Source organism: Granulicella sp. WH15 (assembly GCF_009914315.1).
In the GTDB taxonomy this organism is placed as follows: domain Bacteria; phylum Acidobacteriota; class Terriglobia; order Terriglobales; family Acidobacteriaceae; genus Edaphobacter.
This window is the reverse complement of sequence record NZ_CP042596.1, coordinates 1,511,577-1,528,318: the sequence shown is the minus strand read 5'-3', so window position 1 is coordinate 1,528,318 and position 16,742 is coordinate 1,511,577. Positions and strand designations below refer to the sequence as shown.

General features: G+C 62.0%; 10 protein-coding genes. 9 read left to right on the top strand and 1 reads right to left on the bottom strand.

Annotated elements, in window-relative coordinates; all coding sequences use genetic code 11:
• The first annotated feature begins 162 nt into the window (after positions 1–162).
• A complete protein-coding gene (locus FTO74_RS06390) occupies positions 163–1,893 on the top strand; it encodes a purine nucleoside permease (protein WP_255462536.1) in 1,731 nt (576 codons plus the stop codon).
• Between the two features lie 494 nt (positions 1,894–2,387).
• On the top strand, positions 2,388–6,539 hold the full coding sequence (locus FTO74_RS06385) for a TonB-dependent receptor (protein WP_162537395.1): 4,152 nt from the start codon (positions 2,388–2,390) through the stop codon (positions 6,537–6,539).
• A gap of 512 nt (positions 6,540–7,051) precedes the next feature.
• On the opposite strand, the gene FTO74_RS06380 is transcribed toward FTO74_RS06385, so the two are convergent.
• A complete protein-coding gene (locus FTO74_RS06380) occupies positions 7,052–7,981 on the bottom strand; it encodes a ribokinase (RefSeq protein ID WP_162537394.1) in 930 nt (309 codons plus the stop codon).
• A gap of 381 nt (positions 7,982–8,362) precedes the next feature.
• On the opposite strand from FTO74_RS06380, the gene FTO74_RS06375 reads away from it, so the two are divergent.
• The 7 genes from FTO74_RS06375 to FTO74_RS06345 are packed head-to-tail and all read left to right on the top strand — an operon-like array spanning position 8,363 to position 16,603.
• Positions 8,363–9,202, top strand: coding sequence for a transketolase (locus FTO74_RS06375; protein ID WP_220399093.1), 840 nt, complete (start codon positions 8,363–8,365; stop codon positions 9,200–9,202).
• Positions 9,199–10,167, top strand: a complete 969-nt coding sequence (locus FTO74_RS06370) for a transketolase family protein (protein WP_162537393.1) — start codon at positions 9,199–9,201, stop codon at positions 10,165–10,167. Before FTO74_RS06375 ends, FTO74_RS06370 begins: the two co-directional genes overlap by 4 nt.
• Before the next feature lie 5 nt (positions 10,168–10,172).
• Positions 10,173–11,666 carry a glycerol kinase GlpK gene (gene glpK, locus FTO74_RS06365; protein ID WP_220399092.1) on the top strand — a complete coding sequence of 498 codons (1,494 nt, stop codon included), beginning with the start codon at positions 10,173–10,175 and terminating at the stop codon, positions 11,664–11,666.
• On the top strand, positions 11,659–13,182 hold the full coding sequence (locus FTO74_RS06360; RefSeq protein ID WP_162537391.1) for a sugar ABC transporter ATP-binding protein: 1,524 nt from the start codon (positions 11,659–11,661) through the stop codon (positions 13,180–13,182). The genes glpK and FTO74_RS06360 overlap by 8 nt, the downstream gene beginning before the upstream one ends.
• Positions 13,179–14,225 carry an ABC transporter permease gene (locus FTO74_RS06355; RefSeq protein WP_162537390.1) on the top strand — a complete coding sequence of 349 codons (1,047 nt, stop codon included), beginning with the start codon at positions 13,179–13,181 and terminating at the stop codon, positions 14,223–14,225. The genes FTO74_RS06360 and FTO74_RS06355 overlap by 4 nt, the downstream gene beginning before the upstream one ends.
• Entirely contained in the window at positions 14,222–15,169 is a 948-nt protein-coding gene (locus tag FTO74_RS06350; protein ID WP_162537389.1) for a D-ribose ABC transporter substrate-binding protein, read from the top strand. Before FTO74_RS06355 ends, FTO74_RS06350 begins: the two co-directional genes overlap by 4 nt.
• A gap of 18 nt (positions 15,170–15,187) precedes the next feature.
• Complete coding sequence (locus tag FTO74_RS06345) at positions 15,188–16,603, top strand: L-fucose/L-arabinose isomerase family protein (protein WP_255462535.1); 1,416 nt, start codon at positions 15,188–15,190, stop codon at positions 16,601–16,603.
• Positions 16,604–16,742: the final 139 nt, after the last annotated feature.

The following is a 16,742-nucleotide window of genomic DNA, read 5'->3' as shown; positions in this document are numbered from 1 at the left end:
GGATATGTTGAGGAACTACGGATTCTTTCCCCGGTGTTAGCTGGCTGCTTGAGGTTAAAAGTAAATCCCTCTTCAACCGATTAAGGAAATTGCCAACAACTCAGCCCCGCAAATTACATCTTCCTGACAACTTTTTCTCGTAATGATTGAACAATGAGACCCATGTCACTCCGCCGATCGGCGGCATGGATCGAGGTGCGGGTGTTTGGTAAAGTAAATTCCTTCCTGAAACGATATGCTCCTGGTTTTCAGCTTCTGCTGACGAGTGTTGCTCAGCGGATGAGACTTTCATTGCCGAAGATGCTTTGGGGAAGACCTGTCTGGACGCATTCCAAGTTGTGGAACCATGTCGTGTACGGCAAAAGCCCTCTGCATTGGATCACCCGGCACCTGAAACTTGACGATGTCTTTTTCGATGCCAGAGCGCATCAAGATTCGCTACCGATGGCTGCGGTGCGGCTAACTGGACGCACTGGCAGGGTGGTGGCGCTTGAGCCAGAGACCTACTCCTTGAGAAAAAAGAATTGGGCTTTGAAAATAGGTTCCTGCCGAAGTATCTGTAATAGAACAGATCCCTCAAGCTGCTTCCTCCAGCTTCAGATGGAAAATATCAAGCGCGCCCCGAGTCTTTGTGCTTCAGTCTTTCTCGCGATGTTCGCGACCACCGTTTGCGCTCAAACTCCTGTGAATCCCTGGCCGATCCGCGCAGTGGTGATCGTAACGTCCGAAGTCGGCAAAGACACTGGTGACGCTCCGGGCGAGTACCAGTTCTGGGTTGAGCGAGAGCATCTGGATGAGGTGCTCGAATTTCAGGGTGGCCCGAACCTGCCAGAGGGGCAACATCCGTTGCGCACGAACCAGGACCACACCATTCTCGGGATGCTGAGCGGTGCCACTCTAGCCAATGCGACCGCGAGCACGATGTTGCTTGGGCTCGATCCACGTTTCGACTTAAGTCATGCATACATCCTGATCAACGGCGCCGCAGGCGTCGATCCAAACTGGGGCTCGATTGGATCCGCTGCATGGGCTCGCTACGTTCTCAGCGATGTAGCTCGCGAGATTGATGCGCGCGAGATACCCAAGGAGTGGCCGTATGGCTGGCTGCCAATTTGGGCGCGCGAGCCAAATCAGCGCAATCCGGGTCCGCCGCGCCAGGGCGACCTATCCAATCTCTATCCGCTGAACGAGAATCTAGCGAACTGGGCTTACGAGCAGACCAGGGAAATCAATCTGGGCGATGACACAGAGTTGAAAGCGTTCCGCGCTGAGTACGTCGGTTTTCCCAACGCTCAGAGGCCGCCTTTTGTAGCCCTGGGCGACACTTTCTCCTCCGACGTCTTCTGGCACGGCAGGATCATGACTCAGTTTGCTGAAGACTGGGTACACCTGTGGACTGACGGCAAAGGTGCCTTCGCCATGACCGATATGGATGACGTCGGCTTTATGACGGCGATTGAGCGGCTCGGGCGAATGCACCGCGTCGATCCGCAGCGAGTGATGGTATTGCGGACCGCGTCGAACTACTCGATGCAGCCGCCTGGGCATGATGCCGTTCAGTCGCTGACCAGGTCGTATTCCAACGGTCGAATAGCGGCGGAGTCAGCCTGGCATTGCGGGTCGATTGTGTTGCATAGAATCCTGGCCGACTGGCCAAACACTTATGAACATATCCCGGAAGGCGTTCCTATAAGGAAACGCACTGAATACTCCGCAGCCAAACCCAATGCCGTAGGCAAGATTCGAGAGCTTTGGTTTGAATATGCCCGAGGCAGGACGCGGGAGTTCTTGTTTGTATTGGTTGTGTTCGTGGTGGGACTGCTACTGGGCATCGCGTTGAGTCGGCTCATACCGCGGCCCAATCGCTCGAAAACTGCACAGGTCAAGGCCTGAGCGGCGGGTCGAATTGCGGTGCCCGGAGGCTCCCCTCACGATGCCTACGGCACAGTAGCAAATGGCATTGGCATGTCTACTCCGCCCAGGCTTCATCGCCGGTACGCGCAGGCGCACTCCGGCGCGAAACCTCATGAAATCATGAGCTAAGACCTCATCGGAATTTGTCATCGATTTGTCGTGCCTTGCCTTGCTCTATTCATGACGGGACGTGTGTCTTTTCAGCAATGAAAAACATGGCGGCAAACCAATGATCGGCCGACGGTTTCTTCAACCTTCACACCAAGGTTCTTTGCAAACCGTAACCATACGTTCATCGTAGCGTGTCATCTTATTTCGTACTGAATCAATCTGTTAACTATCTATACCGTGCCCTTGCGGAATATGAACTGACACCGATTCGTTTTACGACAGAGCCCCTGACCGACTGGCGAGCAGACTGTAACCGCTCGTTATGCCACGGAAGCTCGACAAACACTCAGGAGACCAACTTCATGCGGAAGATTCTTACCCTAGTGCTGTGTTCTGTCCTGGCACTCTTTGCAGCAGCAGCGAATGCGCAGCAGACACTCGGCTCCATCAATGGAACAGTCCTCGACGCATCAGGTGCAGCAGTTCCGGACTCGACCGTCACCATCACCGACGCCGATATCAACGTGACGCGCACCACGCGCGCCCAATCCAATGGATTTTTCCAGGTCTTCAACCTTCCGGTGGGCACCTATAAGGTACAGGTCAGCCACGATGGCTTCGACACCACGCAACTAGTCGGCATCGGGGTCCAGGAGGCGAGCGCCGCGACCGTCAAGGTCACGCTCAAGGTCGGGGAGGTCTCCACAACGGTCGAAGTAACCGGAAGCCCGCTGCTCAACGCGACCGACACCACCAACGGCTATACGATGGATCAGACGCAGATCGCCTCGACCCCGCTGGCGACCGGAAGCTTTACCCAACTGGCCGTGCTGGCGCCGGGCGCCAGCGCCGAGTTACTGGCCGGAGTGGACACCAACGCGGGTCTCGGCAACCAGGCGATCTGGGCCAACGGACAGCGTGACACCTCGAATACCTTCCAGTTGAACGGTGTCGATATCACCAACCTCTTCAACGGCAAGACGACCAGCGGTGTCGAGTCGCAGCGTGTTCAGTTCAACATCGGCCAAAGCTCGGCGATCGGCGGCGAGAGTCAGACCGGCACCTCGGTATACGGCTCTAACGGAAACAGCCTGCCGACGCCTCCTCCCGAGTTCCTGCAGGAGTTGCGTGTCAACACCTCGATGTACGATGCCCAGCAGGGCGCGACCAGCGGAGCGCAGATCGACGCCAACATCTCTACGGGAACAAACCATTTTCATGGTCAGGTCTACGGCTCCATTGCCAATAACGCGCTGAACGCCTCTCCCTTCTTCTTCAAACAGCAGGCCGAGTTGGCACAGATCGGTGTGGGTGCGTTTCCCCAGTCGCTGGCCAACCCGGCGCTGCACCGCTGGACCACCGGCGGCACACTGGGAGGTCCGATCATCAAGGACAAGCTGTTCTTCTTTATCGCATACCAACATCTGTACAGCTCTGACGAGTCGACTGGTCTGTCCCAGTTCAATGTTCCCTCCAACCTTACGGATGATCGCTCCGACGCTGCCCTGACCGCGCTCATCACACCGTGGAACCATAACAAGCCCCTCTCCGGCTTCGCCCTCGACCCGACGGGAATCGCGCAGAGCCTGTTCCGCGCCAAGCTGAACGGTCAGTACATCATCCCCTCAGCGCAGAACAATGCACCCTACGAGTTCGGAGTTCCCAACGTCACTCTGATCGGCGTCTCTTCCCTGGTGGGTGATCAGGCAACGGTCGCGATCGACTACAACGCCAGCAAGAGCGATCGCCTGTCGTTCAAGTACTTCTATCAGAACGATCCGTCGACTAAACCCTACGGCTTCTCCTCGCAGGTGGCCGGGTTCCCATCCAACAGCTATAACGGATCGCAGGTCGGAGTCATCGACAATACAATCACCATCGGATCGCACCTGAACTGGGAGCAGCGTCTGGGCTACGCTCGGATGGGCAGCTACACATCCTACAACCAGACCGTAACCAACGGAGGTGATCCCACCTTCGGGATCGCCAACAGCGCCCCGGGAGCTGCCGCGCTTCTGCCCAGCCTGAGCATCTCCGAGTTCGCTACCGGAAGCTCGGGTACGCCTTCTCTCAGAATCGGCCCCAACAGCACCTTCGTCAACACGGGCTACTTCCAGAACCGCCTGAATCCTTCGACCAACGTCATCTTCCAGTTGGGTAAGCACGCCATCACCGCGGGCGGCGGATACAGCTACACGCAACTCAACATCGAAAATAATCGCAACGCTCTGCTCTCGGCGACCTCAACCAGCCTCGCTACATTCCTCGAGGGACAGGTCAGGAGCTCGAGCGTGCTCGAAACTCTTCAGAACGGTAAGAACCTTGCCAACCGCTACTACCGTAGCAACGAGGCGGCCGCGTATGTGCAGGATAAGTGGCAGGCACTGTCGAACCTCAGCATCACCTTCGGCGTTCGTTACGACTACCACGGCGGCATGACCGAGAAATACGGCAACTTCTTCAACTTCGATCCCAATGCCTACGACGTGACCGGAACCGATCCGGCGGTTGGAGGATCGGGCTTCACCGTAAACAACGACGGCCTCGTGGTAGCAGGCAACAACCCGACTGCACCGACTGCCGGAACCAGCGCTTCTACCCTCACGGGCCGCCAGTGGGGCTTCGCGCCCCGCGTGGGCTTTGCCTGGTCGCCCAAGCGCGATAATGGCACCTTCGTGATCCGCGGCGGCGTGGGCATGTACTATGATCGCGGCGAGCTCTTCACCTATCTCTCTCCTCCGGCGGGCGGCTCGGTAGGTGGCCCCTTCGGAGTAACCCAGCAGTCGCCGCTGGTTGCCGCCGTTTCGGGCAACGGCAAGACGCTGCAGAACCCCTTGGGTACGGCGGGAGCCCTTACCTCCACGACCACCCCTCCGGCTCCCGGTGTCAATCCCGCGATTCAGAAGACGGCCCTGCAAAACCAGCTCAACTACATGACCTCGAGTGGTTCATTCGGCCTGAACTGCGGCGCGGTCGGCAATCTTGAAGATGACTGCACCCAGACGCCGCTTTATCTGGGAGCCTATGACAAGAACAACGTGCTGCCCTACACCATCAACTACACTTTGAGCATCCAGTGGCAGCCTCGCAACGACATAGCGGTCACGATCGGCTACACCGGCAATCGCGGGCGTCACGCAGTGATTCCGATCCCCTTCAACGAGCCGCAGCAGGCCACGGCTAGCAACCCGGCGATGATCCTCGGCAAGACCTCCCACTCGAGCGGCGAGAATACGACCTACGGCTATAGCGTGCTGAATGGCGACACGAGCTGCGGCAAGTATGACGATCCCTGCCCGATCAAGTCAGAACCATGGTCGACCTATGACGGTGGTAACTCGGACTTCCGCGTGCCATATGTGGGTTATAGCCCGTACTCGGCTCTCTTCGAGACGGTCGGCAACTCAGCCTACGACGCGCTCGAGACTCACCTCGAGAAGCGCATGTCACACCATGTTGCGTTCGGAGCGAGCTACACGTGGGGCCACGCGCTCGACGAGCAGAGCGACATCGGCCTGTTCTTTACCGGCAACGATCCTGCACACCTGAAGAACTCGTATGCCTCGGCCGACTTTGACCGGACGCATATCTTCGCAGCCAACTTCCAAGTGCTGATCCCCAACGCAGCCCCAAAGCATTCGCTGATCTCGTACCTGACCAACGACTGGGGCCTGACAGGCATCGGCATCCTGCAAAGCGGCCAGCCCTACTCGCTCTATGAGTTCAACGGAGCCGTCGCGAGTGCTCAGCTTGGTTACTTTCCCAGCTTGATCAACCCCGTGCTTCCCATCGCCAACCCCAAACAGCCAAACTCGGCACTCACCGGAAATTCAGGTCGGCTCCGCGGCGTAGGTGGTAGCTACATGCCCGCGATTGATCCGAACCAGATTGCGCTTCAGTACCTGCAGCCTGGCCAGAAGGGCGTCCCCACCGCAGCACAGGGTAATCCCAACGATCCTGTCGACGTGTACGAAACGGACTTCTCTCCGGTCAACCAGCGCAATATCTTCCGCCAAGCGGCACAGAAACGTCTGGATATCTCCCTGCGCAAGGACTTCCGGGTAACGGACCGGTTCACCCTGCGCTACGGCTTCAACGCCTTCAACCTGACCAACACTACCAGCATGGATATTCCTCAGAACGGGCCCCAGATCGCACAGCACGGGTCCTGTGCGACGTCCTTTGCCACAACCGACGATTGCGAATCGAACTATGAGAAGTTCGGCATGATCTACACCAACCGGGCCGACCAGGCATCCGCAGTTCAGGGAGCCGGTGCACCGGCTGGCGGAGGATCGGCTGGCTCGAACCTCTACCAACGTCCCTACACCAATGGAACTTCGGGCAAGTCGACCATCATTCCTACAACGCTGCCGCTTGGCGTGAATGGCTGTACCGCAGCGACCTCAGTCACCTCAACAACCTGCGCGAACAACGGTGCGAACTTCGGTTCCGTAACCGGCGCAATCGGCAGCAGTCGCATCATCACCATGGACCTGCACGTGGTCTTCTAACCAGCAGCACAACCCAACAAAGCGAAGGCCTCGGAGCGATCCGGGGCCTTCCTCTTTTTGTGTGGATTACAAAATCGGTATAGTCCCACTGAAGCCATCGCCAAATCCGATGCCTCCCGGCGATGCACACGTATTGGCCGCAACGCCATCCACCGTAAAGGAATTGCCCTGGGTGCGTTGGCCATTCACCTTGAACTTGGTGGAGCGACAGACACTCTCGAGGCAATTTGCAATTGACCACAACAGGGAGGACCGCTTACCGCCCCACTTCCTGCTTGTTATTCGCCCTCGTCAACGATGGAGAAAGTCGTCGCGCTGAAATATTTTGACCTGAACGGGTTCGATAGCCTCTGCCGTGACTTCATAGGATGTCTTCGCAAGAACAGCGCTCACCCCAATACATCACATGGTTTCGCAATTCACACCAACAGGGTTTTGCCATCCCGCGAAGACTTAGTCCGCTTCACAGCCGGAGCAGAGTACAAAAACACCGAGCGCTGCCATTCTTTCAGCTACCTGGAGACAGAGACCAGAAAACCTTCGATCTCCGACAGGCAAGGGAGCGACGCAATCGCACCGTGGCGCGTGACTGAGAGCGCAGCAGCGGCCACGCCGAAGCGAGCAGCCTCCACAGGTCCCGCACCACGCGCCAAAGCCGCCGCCATAGCTCCATTGAGCGCGTCGCCCGCGGCGGTGGAGTCAACCGCATCGACCACATAGCCGGGAATCAGTTCTCGCAGTCCGTCGCTGGTCGCCAGAAACGCGCCCTTTGCACCAAGCTTCAGCAACACATTTCGCGGCCCCATCGCGAGCAGCCTTTCGGCAAACCCTCGCAACCCGGAAGCCTCGGCGGGAACCGGAGCGCCCGCCAGCAAAGCAGCCTCCGTCTCGTTGGGCGTCAGCCATGTCACCCCGCGCAGATCCTCCAATGCCAGCGGCCGCATTGGAGCCGGATCGAGCATCACCGGAACCCCGGCTCTCGCCGCGTGCTCCAACAGCGCACGCAAGACCTCCACCGGAGTCTCCAACTGGGTCAGCACCATGGCTGATGCCGCAATGCGGTCCCGTTGATCGTGCAGATCCTCCGGCCGCAGCTCGCCGTTCGAGCCCGGCATCAGGACGATGCTGTTCTCCCCCGCCTCCGTGACCGTAATGAGCGCGATACCGGATGGTCCAGCGACAGCCCGGATTCCGGTCGTGTCCACACCGGCGTCCGAGAGCGTCGCCAGCAGCGTGTGCTCGAAGCCATCGGTGCCATGCCGCGCGATCATCCCGACCCGCGCTCCCGCAAGCGCCGCAGCCACAGCTTGATTAGCGCCCTTCCCTCCCGTGTGACGCGAGAAAGCGGAGCCGGTCAGAGTCTCACCAGGCTGCGGAAAGCGCGGCACAGTAGCCACCAGATCGAGGTTCAAGCTGCCAATCACCACTATTTCCTGTCTCATATCTCGCGTGCCGCACCTCTTTGATCTCTCTGAACTCTAGTGCCTGGGCTTTACAAGCGACAACTCGCCCTGCCCGGGCAGATCTCCAATAGCTATTTTTCCGGTTCCGCAATGCGGTCAAAAAGACATAACCCCGAGGCGTTCACGCTGCCCACGAGAAGAGATTAGGTAAAAACATTTCTTTCATATCCGACCATTAATATTCGCAAGACACATGCATCCTACCCTCTCCTTATCCAGAAGATTCGGACTCCTTCCAGGCAGAACAACTGTTCTAAGTCGGAATACACAGCCAGGATCTACTTCGCGATTGACAAGGACACAACCGCCATTGAGCATGGGCCGCAGGAAATCCCAGCAGTAGGAACAGCGAGAGAGATTGTGAGCGCGAAGAGTTCGGAGCAGAAGGAATACCTGCAACAGGCCGCCGCCGAAGTTCGGATGCGGTCGCTCGAAATGGTGCATCACGCCAAGGTCGGTCACCCCGGCGGAGACCTCTCTTCGACCGATGTGCTGGTGACGCTCTACCTCAGCGTCATGCGGCTCGACCCCGCGAACCCCGGCTGGCCGGACCGGGACCGTTTCATCATGAGCAAGGGCCACTGCTCGGGCGCGTTCTACGCCACCTTGGCCAAGGCCGGCTTCATCCCCAGTTCCCTGCTCGACACCTACATGGACCCGCTCTCGAAGCTGAACGGGCACCCCGACCGCAATAAGGTTCCCGGTGTCGAAGCCAACACCGGCCCGCTCGGCCACGGCATGCCCATCGCCGTAGGCAACGCGCTCGCGGCCCGTATGAAAGGTGCCGCATGGCGAACCTTCGTCCTCACCGGCGACGGCGAGTTGCAGGAGGGCAGCAACTGGGAGGCAGCCATGACGGCCGCCAACTATAACCTCGACAACCTCGTCCTCATCGTCGACCGCAACCGCATCCAGCAGGGCGACTTCACCGAAAAGACGATCCGCATGGACCCTCTGCGCGAGAAGTGGGAGGCCTTTGGCTGGGCCGTCGCCGAGGTCAACGGACACGACATCGCGGAGCTGCAAAGCGTGCTGGGCTCTGCCCCGCTCCAGCCCGGCAAGCCCACCTGCGTCATCGCCAACACCATCAAGGGACGCGGAGTTTCTTTCATGGAGAACAAGCCCGAGTGGCATCACGGCGTCCCCACCGCAGCCCAGTTGGAACAGGCTTGCACTGAGCTGCTGGGGGTGGCCCGATGAGCGCCGAAGCAACCGTACAGGCTGGCCTCTTCGACTGCCGCGACAGCTTCGCAGCAACCATGGAAGCGATGGCCGCAGCCGATCCGCGCATCGCCGCCGTCGTCAACGACTCGGTAAGCTCCACCAAGCTCAAGGGCTTCCGCAGCAAGTTCCCCGAGCGCTTCGTCAACGTCGGCATCGCCGAGCAGAACATGGTGGGCGTCGGCGCGGGTCTCGCCAACGGAGGCATGATTCCCTTCGTCTGCGGAGCCTCATGCTTCCTGACCGCACGCGCGATGGAGCAGGTCAAGGTAGACCTCGGCTACGCCCGCAACAACGTGAAGCTCTGCGGCATGTCCAGCGGCATGGCCTACGGCGAGCTTGGCCCCACGCACCACTCCATCGAAGACCTCGCCTGGACGCGCGTGATCCCGAACCTCACCGTCATCGTGCCCGTCGATCCAGTCGAGACCAAAGCCGCTCTCCTGTGGGCGCGAGACTACGTAGGCCCAGTCTTCCTCCGCCTCAGCCGCCTGCCCGTTCCGGTGCTGCTACCCGAGGACTACGTCTTCACCCCAGGCCGCGCCGTGCCGATGCGCGAGGGCACGGACATCACCATCGTGGCCAACGGCGTGCTGGTCTGCCGCGCACTCGAGGCAGCAGAGAAGCTGGCCCAGCGCGGCATCTCCGCACGCGTGCTCAACGCCTCCAGCATGGCTCCCATAGACCGCGAAGCGATCATCAAAGCAGCGAAGGAGACACGCGGCATCGTCACAGTCGAGGAGGCTTCCATCTACGGCGGCCTCGGCGGCGCGGTGGCGGAGATCCTCGCACTCGAGCACCCAACGCGCATGAAGATCCTCGGCGTACCCGGCGTCTTCGCCCCCACCGGCTCGGCCGAGTTCCTGCTGGAGCACTTCGGCCTCACCGCCGCAGGCATCGAGACAGCCGCCGTCGAGCTGTTAAACGGGGTCGCCGCAGGATGACGTCCATGATTCTGGCGATCGACCAGGGCACCACCAACACCAAGGCGTTGCTGGTCGATCGCGAAGGTCAGCCGCAGGCGCGCGCATCGGTTCGCATGACGATCTCGACGCCGCGCTCGAACTGGGTCGAGCAGGATGCGGAGGCCATCTGGCAGAGCGTCCTTGAAGCCGTGGCCGCGTGCCTCCAGCTTGCACCCGGCGTCGCCGTCGCCGGAGTCGCCATTTCGAACCAGCGTGAGACCGTCGTGGTCTGGGATCGCCTCACCGGTAAGCCCCTTGCCCCAGCAATCGTGTGGCAGTGCCAGCGCTCATCGGCCATCTGCGAGCAGCTTCGCCGCGACGGCCTCGAGCCTCTGCTACGCGAGCGCACCGGCCTCGGCATAGACACGCTCTTCTCCGCCAGCAAGATGCGCTGGCTGCTCGAAAACATTCCCGGCCTGCCCGAGCGCGCCTCCACAGGCGAGGTCTGTTTCGGCACTATAGACAGCTGGCTTATCTGGAAGCTCACCGGCGGCAGCGCCCATCTCTGCGACGCCAGCAACGCCTCCCGCACACAGCTTCTAAACCTCGCTCAAGGCGACTGGGACGAAGAGCTACTAGCGATCTTCGGAGTGCCCCGTACAGCTCTGCCGCAGGTCCGCGACTCCAGCGGCGTCTTCGGACGCTGCAAAGGAATCATCGGTCTGGAAGGCGTCCCCATCGTCAGCGCCATGGGCGACTCCCACGCAGCCATGGCGGGCCACGGCTCCTACGAGCCGGGCACCGTGAAGGCCACCTACGGCACCGGCTCTTCCCTGATGACGCTGCTGTCCGCGCTCGAAGCTCCCCGCCATGGCGTGGCTTCCACCATCGCGTGGTCGTTGAACGGCAAGCCCCAATACGCTCTCGAAGGCAACATCGCCATGACCGGGGCAGGGCTTGCATGGGTCGGCGAGTTCCTCGGTCTCGCCCAACCTGTAGAGGATGCGGCCACACTCGCCGCGTCCGTCTCCAGCAGCGAAGGCGTCTACCTCGTACCCGCGATGAGCGGCCTGAGTGCGCCCTACTGGGACGGCGAAGCCAAGGGCAACATCAGCGGACTGACCCGCACCAGCCGCGCCGCTCATCTGGCTCGTGCCGCCGTCGAGTCCATCGCCTACCAGATCCGCGACGTCTTCGACGCGATGGCCGCAGGCGCGAGCTGCGATCTGCCCGAACTACACACCGACGGCGGAGCCACCAAGAACGACACGCTGATGCAGTTCCAGGCCGACATCCTCGGCAAGCCCGTCGTACGCGCCGGATGCGAAGACCTCTCCGCGATGGGAGCCGCTTTCTTCGGTGGCCTCGCCCTCGGCTGGTGGACCACGATGCAGCAGCTTACCGCGATGGTCCGCGACGCAAGCACCTTTACTCCGACGATGGCCACAGCGGAGAAAGACCGCCTCTACTCAGGCTGGAAGACCGCCGTAGCGCGAACCCGCCTGCGTGCATCCTCAGAGGAGCAGCCGCATGAGTGAGCCGCAGCAGGATGTGGTGCTCGAAGCCCGCAACGTCTCCAAGCGATACGGCGGCAACCTCGCGTTGAACGACGTCACCTTCCGCGTACGGTGCGGCTCGGTCAACGTGCTGATCGGCGAGAACGGCGCGGGCAAATCGACCCTGATGCGCCTCCTTGCCGGAGCCGAGCAACCTTCCTCAGGCGAGATATTCAAGGGCGGCCAGCAACTCGAGATGCGCTCCCCGCGCGATGCGACCGCCGCCGGAATTGCCATCGTCCACCAGGAGCTTTCCGTCCTCGGCAACCTCGACGTCGCCGAAAATGTCTTCGCCGGACGCGAGTTGGTGCGCTCCTCGATACTGGTCGACCGCACTGCACAGGAGACAAGCGCCGCCGCCGCGCTCAAAGAGCTGGGCAAGCCCATCGCCGTGCGCGGCCTCGCCGGAGACCTCTCACTGGGCAACCGGCAGGTCGTCGAGCTGGCGCGCTCACTCGCGCACGGGGCCGACGTCCTCATCCTCGACGAGCCCACCTCTGCCCTCAGCGCAGCCGAGGCCACCAGCCTCTTCCACGTCATCGCCGACCTGAAGGCACGCGGCGTGGCCATCGTTTACATCTCGCACCGTCTCCACGAGCTGCTCTACCTCGGCGACTACTTCACCGTCATGCGCGACGGCCGCATCGTCGGCGAGGGTGTGCGCGGCAGCGTCGACCGCCAGTGGATCGTGGAGCGCATGAGCGGCCGCGCCTTAGTTCATGAAGAGCGCCCCACCCGCATCCTCAACACACAGCCGATGCTCGAGGTCTCCGGAGTCTCCATCAAGATCGCAGGCCAATCCACAAGCAGTGGCGTAAACCTCACAGTCGGCACAGGCGAAATCGTAGGCATCTACGGCCTGCTCGGCTCGGGTCGCACAGAATTACTCGAGACCCTCGCGGGCCTGCGCAAAATGGAGTCGGGCACCGTAACCCTCGCGAGCCAGAAGGTCTCCCTCCGCTCCGTCGCCGAGTCCATCGCGGCGGGCATCACCCTTGCGCCGGAAGATCGCCAGCGCGACGGCCTCGTGCCCGCCCTCTCGATCCGCGAGAACATGAGCCTCGCCTCGCTCGAAGAGTTCGCTCCGGGCGGCTGGCTGCGCGGCAGCGCCGAGTCCGCACGAGTGCGCGAGTTGGCCATCCAGATGCACCTCGCCGCCCACGACCTCGAGCTACCCGTCACCACGCTCAGCGGCGGCAACCAGCAGAAGGTCGTCCTGGCCCGCTGCCTGATGCGCCGCCCCAAAGTTCTGCTGCTCGACGAACCCACACGCGGCGTCGACGTAGGCGCGAAGGCCGAGATCTACCGCACCCTGCACACGCTCGCCGCCAAGGGACTCAGCATCCTCTTCGCCACATCCGAGATCGAAGAGGCCCGTCTTCTCGCCGACCGGATCGTCGTCATGGCGCAAGGCCGCTTCACCGCCGAGTTCGCAAACGCCGACGCCACCGACGAAGCTCTCTTCGCAGCCGCAAGCCCAACCATGGAGGCTGCGTGAGCACCCCGAACCAACCCCGATTCGCCTCCCTCGTCCTGCTGCTCCTGAAGCTGCGCGCCGTGCTTGTGCTCTTCGCGCTGCTGGTCGCCTTCTCCATCCTGACGCCCAGCTTCCTGACCACGAACAACCTCTCCATCCTGGCCAAGCACGTCGCTATCAGCGCCATCCTCGCGGTCGGCATGACCTTCGTCGTGCTGGCCGGAGGCATCGACCTCTCGGTCGGCTCCATCGCGGGCCTCTCGGGCATGGTGGCGGGCGGCCTGCTCACGGTAGGAATCGCCGGTCACGTCACAGGAGCCGTACCCGCCGCCATCATCGCGCTGATCGTAAGCTGCCTCGTCGGCCTGCTGAACGGTGTGCTCGTCTCCCGGCTCGGTGTCGCCCCATTCATCGCCACGCTGGGCACCATGTACATCGCGCGCGGCACGGCCCTTCTGCTCTCGCAGGGCAAGACCTTCCCCAACCTCGCAGGCACAGCCGAGCGCGGCAGCACCGGCTTCAGCGTCATCGGCCAAAGCTTCTTCCTCGGCGTCCCCCTGCCCGTCTGGCTTATGATCGTCATCACCGCGCTGGCCGCAGCCGTGGCCACACGCACCCCCTTCGGCCGCCACGTCTACGCAGTCGGCGGCAACGAGCGCGCCGCACGTCTCGCGGGCATCCGCGTGGAGCGCGTCAAACTCCTCACCTACTGCTTCTCGGCTGTCTGCGCGGGTTTAGTCGGCCTGGTCATCGCCTCGCAGCTCGAGTCGGCCCACCCCGCCACCGGCGAAAGCTTCGAGCTGAACGCCATCGCCGCCGTCGTCCTCGGCGGCACATCGCTGATGGGCGGGCGCGGCTCCATCGGCGGCTCGCTCATCGGAGCCTTCGTCATCGGCGTGCTGGCCGACGGCCTCGTTATGCTCGGCGTCTCCGAGTTCTGGCAGATCGTCATCAAGGGTGTCGTCATCGTCCTCGCCGTCACGGTCGATCAGCTCCAGACCAAGGTGCAGTCGCGCATGACTCCCGTAACGCCCCGCGCGGAGCGGAGCACGGTGGCCGCGTGAAGACCGCGAAGGCTTTCGCCTGTACGGCCCTGTTGCTGCTGGCCGGATGCCATTCGCACGACACCCGCCGCCTCGTCGCCATCATCGTCCCCTCGCAGGACAACCCCTACTTCAAGACCGAGGCCGACGCAGCCGCGGCTCGCGCGTTGCAGCTCGGCTACCGCGTGCGCGTCGACGCCCACAACGACGACGCCTACCGGCAGGACAACCTGATCGACGCCGCCATCGCCAGCAACGCCGCCGTCCTCATCCTCGACAACGCGGGCTCCGACGCCTCGGTCTCCGCCGTCCGCCGCGCCGCGCAGGCGGGTATCGCCGTCTTCCTCATCGACCGTGAGATCGCCGCACACGGCTTTGCCAAGGCCCAGATCGTCAGCGACAACGACCAAGGGGCACGCCTCGTCGCAGCCGAGTTCGTGCGCTCTATCGCGGCTGATACAAACGGCAAGCAGGCCGAGTACGTCGAGCTGCTAGGCCGCGAGAGCGATACCAACGCACAGGTCCGCACCAAGGGCTTCCACGCAGTTCTCGACCAATCCCCCGCTCTCGTAAAGGCCGCCGCACAGTCGGCAAACTGGAGCCAGTCCGAAGCCTTCAGCAAAACCGAGACGATGCTCCAAGCACACTCCGGCATACGCGGCATCATCGCGGGCAACGACACCATGGCGCTGGGCGCAGCCGCAGCCATCAAGTCAGCCGGTCTGCACGGCATCAAGATCGTCGGCTTCGACGGCAGCCCCGACGCGGTCGAAGCCATCAAGTCCGGCGAGATACAGGCCACCGCGCTGCAACCCGCGGTGCTCATCTCGCGCATCGCCATGGACGAGGCCGATGCGTTCCTCAAGACCGGCTCCACCGGCAAGCCCGAGATGCAGGTGATCCCCTGCGACCTCGTTGTCCAGGCCAACGCCGCACAGTACGTCAACTTCGAAAAGAGACAGTAAGCAATGGAGGGTAGCAGCATGATGGGTGTACAGGGTATGACGCTGGGTGTGATCTTCGGCAATCGCGACTTCTTTCCTGACGGCCTCGTAGCCGAGGCGCGCAAGGACCTGCTCGAGGTGCTCGCAGGCATGGGCGTAGCCGTCGTCGCCCTCACGCCGGAACAGACCAAGCTCGGCGCAGTCGAGACCTGGCAGCACGCTGTACTCTGCGGCAACCTGCTGCGCGAGGCCAAGCAGCGCATCGACGGCGTACTCATCTGCCTGCCCAACTTCGGCGATGAAAAGGGCATCGCCGACGCGCTCCGCCTCAGCGAGCTGACCTGCCCCATCCTCGTCCAGGCCTGCCCCGACGACCTCGACCACTTCGGCCTCGAGCGCCGCCGCGACTCCTTCTGCGGCAAGATCTCAGCCTGCAACAACCTCCGCCAGTACGGCCTCAAGTTCACCCTCACCCGTGACCACACCGTCGCCATCAAGTCCGACCGTTTCCGCGAGGATCTAGTCGAGTTCCTCGCCGTCTGCCGCGTGGTCAAGGGGCTGCGCCGCGTCCGCATCGGCGCTGTGGGCGCTCGCCCCAACGCCTTCAACACCACCCGCTACAGCGAAAAACTCCTCGAAGCCGCAGGCATCAGCGTCAACACCATCGACCTCTCCGAGGTCTTCGGCCAGGCCGCCGAAATCGGCAGCGCCGACCGCCGCGTCGTCGAGCGCATCGACTCCATCAAAGCCTACGCCGACAGCTCCGCCGCACCCGATGAGAGTATGCTCCGCATGGCCAAGTTCGCCGTCGTCATCGACGGCTGGATGGAGGAGCTTGGCCTCACCGCCACCGCCATCCAGTGCTGGAGCAGTATGCAGAAGAACTACGGCGTCAACGTCTGCACCATCATGAGCATGATGAGCGAGCAGATGCTGCCCTCGGCCTGCGAGGTCGATATCGCGGGCGTCGTCAGCATGTACGCTCTGCAACTCGCCAGCGGCCGCCCCAGCGCGCTGGTGGATTGGAACAACAACTACGGCAACGATCCCGACAAGTGCGTCTTCTTCCACTGCGGCAACTGGGCCAAGGACTTCCTGCCCGACATCCGCATCGGCACCGCGCCCATCCTCGGCACCGTGCTCGGCGAGGCCAATACGGTCGGCGCACTCGCCGGACGTACACCCGCTGGCCCCGTCACCTTCGGCCGCGTCAGCACTGACGACACCTCGGGCATCATCCGCGCCTACGTGGGCGAGGGTCAGTTCACCGACGATCCCCTCGACACCTTCGGCACCAAGGCCGTCGTCGCGGTGCCCCGCCTGCCGGAGCTGATGCGCTACATCTGCCGCAACGGCTTCGAGCACCACGCCGCCATGACCGGAGCGCACTGCGCCGGAGCCGTCACCGAGGGCCTCGGCAACTACCTGGGCTGGGAGATCCTAAACCACGGCTAGAAGCAACAGCAACAACGCCCTCACGCCGGGCAGGCGGCACTTCGTGCGGTTCTCGACGCTTCGCGTAAAAGCCGTCAATCCGGAACTTACTGTACTGAAGTGAAAATTCCTTGTAGACTTCCCCAGAAAACACTCCTCG

What these genes read in the sequence shown, in the direction of transcription:
- FTO74_RS06360 (WP_162537391.1), top strand. Translation starts at nt 11,659, where the DNA reads ATGAGTGAGCCGCAGCAGGATGTGGTGCTCGAAGCCCGCAACGTCTCC.
- FTO74_RS06345 (WP_255462535.1), top strand. Translation starts at nt 15,188, where the DNA reads ATGATGGGTGTACAGGGTATGACGCTGGGTGTGATCTTCGGCAATCGC.
- FTO74_RS06370 (WP_162537393.1), top strand. Translation starts at nt 9,199, where the DNA reads ATGAGCGCCGAAGCAACCGTACAGGCTGGCCTCTTCGACTGCCGCGAC.
- FTO74_RS06390 (WP_255462536.1), top strand. Translation starts at nt 163, where the DNA reads ATGTCACTCCGCCGATCGGCGGCATGGATCGAGGTGCGGGTGTTTGGT.
- FTO74_RS06380 (WP_162537394.1), bottom strand. Translation starts at nt 7,981, where the DNA reads ATGAGACAGGAAATAGTGGTGATTGGCAGCTTGAACCTCGATCTGGTG.
- FTO74_RS06385 (WP_162537395.1), top strand. Translation starts at nt 2,388, where the DNA reads ATGCGGAAGATTCTTACCCTAGTGCTGTGTTCTGTCCTGGCACTCTTT.
- glpK (WP_220399092.1), top strand. Translation starts at nt 10,173, where the DNA reads ATGATTCTGGCGATCGACCAGGGCACCACCAACACCAAGGCGTTGCTG.